Below are 5,418 nucleotides of genomic sequence, written 5' to 3'. Positions count from 1 at the left end.
GGTTGCTTTATCAGCAGTGGGATATGACGGGCATCTGGCTAAGCGTATGGTGTTTATTATTATTAAGATTGATTATCCTTGGTGGATTTTTATATCGCGCCCATCAAACAGGCAGTTATGAGAAACTCCAGCTTGACCATTGACCGATCAGCATTACACTATTAAGCTCCCTTTAAAATTTAATAATAAACAAAAATAGTAAAAACTAGGACGTGACGTGAACACTCAATCAAATGAGATCAATCAAACTCAAGTACAGGGCTATGACTGGGCAGAAGGCTTTAAAAAAAGCTTACCAGTCGCCATGGGTTATTTGCCAGCGGGCATTGCCTTTGGTGTGCTGGCGCAAGTAGCTGGTATACCGGTATGGGCAACGATTATGCTTAGTATCGTCTTATATGCAGGCGCGGCTCAATATGCCTGCCTACCGATGTTAAGTGCCGGATTACCTATTGGCAGTATCGCTACCAACATTGCAGCGATTAATTTGCGTCATGTCTTTTATGGCATGCCGTTATTACAATATCTACCAAAAAACAAAATAGCCAAAACCTATTGCTTATTTGCCCTTACTGATGAGACCTTTTCAGTGATGACCAGTTTACCGAACGAGTCGCGACAATCATTGATACTGCCTATAAGCTTATTTAATCAAAGCTGGTGGGTATTAGCAGGTGCGATTGGTGTGATGATCGGTAGTACTCTCAGTGATCTGGTGCCGCATTTAGACTTTGCCTTGGTGTGCTTGTTTGCGATTTTAGCGTATGAGCAATTTCAAAGTATCAAACGTTACTTCCCTATTGGCATTGCTATCATTGCTTTGGTCGTCGCTTCATTTTTTACTAGCAACTGGTTATTATTGGTAGCGATTACGATTTGTATGCTGATGATTTTGGCACGTGGATTTTGGGTGCAGCGCAGTGTGCAAGGAGACAGTTATGACCAGTAGTTATCTGATATTTGCAACGTTCGCCATGGCGGCTGTGACTTTTATCACCCGTGCTCTGCCCGCTTTGATACCTAAAAAGCTATTGGATACGCCTTGGCTACATCGCTTAAATGAAAGTTTGCCGCTATCTGTCATGGTATTACTGATTTTAACCAGTTTGTCTTATCAAGGACTGTCACACAATATTACTTTGAACAGTGCAGAGCTGCATTTATTAATGGCACAAATTGGCGCTTTATTATTGGTATTGCTCGTTTATCATATCAGCCGTCAGTTATTAATCAGTATGGTAGTGGGTATCGCTGCGATTAATGGCTTTTTATGGTTGTTTAATACATTTTTAATATAAAAAATCAATCTTGAAACCACATGTTTTAATAATAAATTTGATAATAAAAAGGCTGAATTCATTGAGAATCCAGCCTTTTTTATTTGTTAATTACTTTTTTTTAAAACATCGAGGCGCTTATAGCTCTTCTACACCCATCATATCTACTGGCGTATCAGCGACTACTTGCACGCCTTTTTTACCCTTTTTAGCGGTGTCATTACGCTGCTCTTGTAGATGCTCAAGATACGCTTCGTTGATTTGACCTGTGATATAACAGCCGTTAAACACTGCACAATCAAAACCTTCAACCTTACTGTGCTTGGTATCTTTTACCGCTTCTATCAAATCGTCCAAATCTTGGAAAATTAAGCGGTCAGCACCGATGATATCACGCACTTCTTCAACGCTATGCCCTGAGGCAATAAGCTCGCTACGGACTGGCATATCAATACCATAAACGTTTGGATACTTAACGGGTGGCGCAGCACTGGCAAAAAATACTTTACGCGCGCCTGCATCGCGTGCCATTTGGATAATCTCATGGCAGGTTGTACCGCGAACAATAGAATCATCAACCAAGAGTACGTTTTTACCTTTAAACTCTAATGGTACCGCACTAAGCTTTTGACGCACTGACTTTTTGCGCTGCTGCTGACCTGGCATAATAAAAGTACGACCGATGTATCGGTTTTTCATAAACCCTTCACGGTACTTGATATTCATCTTTAACGCCAATTCCATCGCTGAGGTGCGCGAGGTATCTGGAATAGGAATGACGACATCGATGTCATGATCTTCACCCCATTCAGCAAGGATTTTATCTGCCAGTTTTTCACCCATGCGTAAGCGCGATTTATAGACAGAGATATTGTCCATAATAGAATCTGGACGGGCAAAATAAACATATTCAAAGATACAAGGTGTGTATTCTTTTTGCTCAACGCACTGATGCGTATGCAATTTATGGTCTAAATCGATAAAGATAGCTTCGCCGGGCTTAACATCACGAACAATACTAAAACCTGAACCGGTCAAAGCAACCGATTCTGATGCCACCATGTACTCTGTGCCGCCATTGGCAGCCATGCGCTTACCAAAGATGAGCGGACGAATGCCGTTTGGATCACGAAATGCTAGCAAACCATGACCAGTAATCAAAGCTACTACACCGTAAGCGCCTTCAACGCGACCATAAACCGCTGTCACTGCTTCAAAGATGTCAGCAGGCGTTGGATGGGTTTTGCCTAGATTTTGCATTTCATGCGCAAGCACATTGAGCAACACTTCAGAATCTGAGTCAGTGTTTAGATGACGACGATCTTCTTGATAAAGCGACTTCGCCAAGCTCTCAGCATTGGTTAAGTTACCATTATGTGCCAGAGTGATACCATAAGGCGAGTTGACATAAAAAGGCTGCGCTTCAGCACTGCTTGACGTTCCAGCAGTTGGATAACGCACATGACCGATACCAAACTTACCGACCAGCTTCAACATATGGCGATTCATAAAAACGTCACGTACCATGCCGTTTTCTTTACGTAAATATAAACGTCCATCCTGTAAAGTCACAATACCTGCCGCATCTTGCCCACGGTGCTGCAACATGGTTAAGGCATCATACAAAATTTGGTTGACCGGCTCATGAGCTGCGACCCCAACGACTCCACACATAGTTGTATCCTATTTTGAATTTGAACCACACATTAAAAACACAATAACGGCATCACTACTGACAGAATCGTTTTAGTTTGTGACCTATCATATGCCGCCAAGCTGATGATGTTTGCTAAGATTAAAATCTTTCTGAGAAGAAAATTACCTATAAGACAAACGGTTGATGATTGAGCTAATAATTAAGCATTGGTAATTGATGGATGGTATTTTACGAATATTAGATGCGGTTGAATAGCTTTTTATTCAACCCTTATGATTGATTGACTTGCTCCCAAGCCATCCCAAACATATCTGAGACCAATGCTTTGCCGACGGGTGCATAAGGTAGTAGCTCAGGTGCCAATACTGAGGTTTGCCATTGCGGCATTTGCACCAATAATGGCGCACTAATACTAAGGATAACCAGCACCATTAGCACGTTTTTGGCAGCACCTAATATGCCACCTGCCATTTTATCAAGCACGCCTAAACGCAAGGTTTTCAGCACACCTGAAAATACAAAAGCAACCAAGTGCATGATAGCCAATATCGCAATCACCACCAATAAAAAGGCACCGGCCATCTGTAATACAGGGTTTTGAATGATACCTGATAACTGCGGTGCTACTGAAGCTGCCAATCTACTCGCTGCAATAAGAGCGATAAACCAACCGACCAGACCGACTGCCGTCTTAATCAGACCCACCTGAAAGCCGCGCCATAAGCCTACTAACACCACAACAGCAATCACAATGTCTAAACCACTCATGTTTACCGCCTCATTACCCTATATCTGTCGTATCAAATATTGAATGCAAAGCCATCATATTCTTGATTTCATCAGCATTACTTCGCTTAACTTTCCATGGCGTCATAATAGCCGCCGATAGATTGAATACATGACTGTACAAGCCCAGGACCGCGATAGATAAGCCCTGAATAAAGCTGAATCATATCTGCGCCCGCTTCAATCTTTTTGACCGCTTTAGCTCCGCTATCGATACCGCCCACACCAATCAATGCCACTTTACCATCCAGCTGATCAGAGAATTGTTGTAAAATCTGAGTACTAATGTGGCTGACAGGGCGACCTGATAAGCCGCCCGCTTGATTGCCATCAGGCAAGTCTTCGACACCCACTCGGCTCAAAGTCGTATTGGTCGCAATCAAACCATCAATTTCAAAATCCAGCAGTTGCTGAGAGATATAATCCACCTGTAGCGGATCTAAGTCAGGCGCCACTTTGAGCACCAAAGGCACATAAAAACCGTATTCTGTCGCTAACTGACTGTGACGGTTTTTGATCGCATCTAACAGATACGTTAATGCTTCCCCGCTTTGCAGGTCACGTAAATTCTTGGTATTTGGTGAGGAGATATTGACAGTTATGTAGGAAGCATGCGGATAAACGCGCTCTAAGCAGTAGACATAGTCATCAGCCGCCTGCTCAACTGGCGTCGCAGCATTTTTACCGATATTGATACCGATATTGCCTTTATATTTACAGCGCTTCACATTTTCAATCAGGTAATCGACCCCTTCATTATTAAAACCCATACGGTTAATAATGGCGTCTGCTTGCTTAAGCCTAAACAGGCGCGGTCTCTCATTACCAGCTTGCGGCTTTGGCGTGACGGTACCTACTTCGATAAAGCCGAAACCAAGCTCAGCTAAGGCATCAATATAATCGCCGTTTTTATCCAGTCCGGCGGCGAGCCCAACAGGATTAGGAAACTGCAAACCCATACAATCGGTTGGCAGCATAGATTGACCATAGACCAAACCTAAAACACGCGCTTTATGAGCTTTATCCAATAAGGATAAGGTCAGCTCGTGGGCGTGCTCAGGGTCCATATTAAACAAAAAAGGGCGAAGTAAGGCATAAGACATAGTGATGACAGACCCTGCTTGAAAGTGAAAATGAATAGAAAAAACCAATGTGGTCAAGCGCAGCGATTATATCAGCTTAGTCGAAATAAGACCAAAGTTTCATCAGCCAATTTTGTCTAGAAAACCTCGATATACAAGCAGAACTATACTGAATCCGCATAAGAGACTGCCTATTTTTCGACTTATTTAAGGTACGGGGCGTCCATCCGTCAAAGCAATCCAGCCGCGTACAATACGGTATAAATGCCAAATAAAAGTAACACCCATAATAATAAAGCCGACGCTTGCGAGTAATACTGAACCAATGGCTATATTGCCACTGTCCGCCATCATACTGACGCCAAAGCCACCAAGCGCAAAGGTAATAATGGACACACCAACGACAAACCACACAATACTGTACCAAAATGTTTTAATCTGCCAGTCAAAATGCGTGGCAAGCCATGTACCATCAGCATCACGGCGTTTAGCATAATTCATAAAAATAGGCACAACCCACAATAAGCCGGCCGTAAAATAACTGAGTACATATAATAAATAGGTAATGTGGTTATAAGTTACTAAAGAGCTGCGCTTATTATTATTCATATTATCA

The 5,418-nt window shown here is 42.6% G+C and carries 6 protein-coding genes; 2 read left to right on the top strand and 4 right to left on the bottom strand.

The features are described 5' to 3' along the window. Positions 1-217: 217 nt before the first annotated feature. On the top strand, positions 218-949 hold the full coding sequence (locus VLN09_RS12230) for an AzlC family ABC transporter permease (protein ID WP_325246904.1): 732 nt from the start codon (positions 218-220) through the stop codon (positions 947-949). Next, positions 939-1,298: an AzlD domain-containing protein gene (locus VLN09_RS12225; RefSeq protein ID WP_325246902.1), complete on the top strand. Its 360-nt coding sequence runs from the start codon at positions 939-941 to the stop codon at positions 1,296-1,298. Before VLN09_RS12230 ends, VLN09_RS12225 begins: the two co-directional genes overlap by 11 nt. 117 nt (positions 1,299-1,415) lie before the next feature. Here the strand turns inward: VLN09_RS12225 and purF are convergent, their stop codons facing one another. The 4 genes from purF to VLN09_RS12205 form a co-directional block, all read right to left on the bottom strand. Further along, the gene (gene purF / locus VLN09_RS12220; RefSeq protein ID WP_325246900.1) at positions 1,416-2,951 is read right to left on the bottom strand and encodes an amidophosphoribosyltransferase; all 1,536 of its coding nucleotides are present in this window, start codon (positions 2,949-2,951) and stop codon (positions 1,416-1,418) included. A gap of 253 nt (positions 2,952-3,204) precedes the next feature. Further along, on the bottom strand, positions 3,205-3,702 hold the full coding sequence (locus tag VLN09_RS12215) for a CvpA family protein (RefSeq protein ID WP_325246898.1): 498 nt from the start codon (positions 3,700-3,702) through the stop codon (positions 3,205-3,207). An 86-nt stretch (positions 3,703-3,788) separates the two neighbouring features. Then, entirely contained in the window at positions 3,789-4,823 is a 1,035-nt protein-coding gene (locus VLN09_RS12210; RefSeq protein ID WP_325246896.1) for a quinone-dependent dihydroorotate dehydrogenase, read from the bottom strand. Positions 4,824-5,009: 186 nt separating this feature from the next. Then, the coding region (locus VLN09_RS12205; RefSeq protein WP_325246894.1) for a hypothetical protein at positions 5,010-5,418 on the bottom strand (409 nt) is incomplete at its 5' end.

The sequence above is a fragment of the Psychrobacter sp. genome (genome assembly GCF_035469765.1).
Taxonomy (GTDB): Bacteria; Pseudomonadota; Gammaproteobacteria; order Pseudomonadales; family Moraxellaceae; genus Psychrobacter.
The sequence above is the reverse complement of the archived record's forward strand: the minus strand, read 5'-3'. Positions and strand labels throughout refer to the sequence as shown.

What these genes read in the sequence shown, in the direction of transcription:
- VLN09_RS12225 (WP_325246902.1), top strand. Translation starts at nt 939, where the DNA reads ATGACCAGTAGTTATCTGATATTTGCAACGTTCGCCATGGCGGCTGTG.
- purF (WP_325246900.1), bottom strand. Translation starts at nt 2,951, where the DNA reads ATGTGTGGAGTCGTTGGGGTCGCAGCTCATGAGCCGGTCAACCAAATT.
- VLN09_RS12215 (WP_325246898.1), bottom strand. Translation starts at nt 3,702, where the DNA reads ATGAGTGGTTTAGACATTGTGATTGCTGTTGTGGTGTTAGTAGGCTTA.
- VLN09_RS12210 (WP_325246896.1), bottom strand. Translation starts at nt 4,823, where the DNA reads ATGTCTTATGCCTTACTTCGCCCTTTTTTGTTTAATATGGACCCTGAG.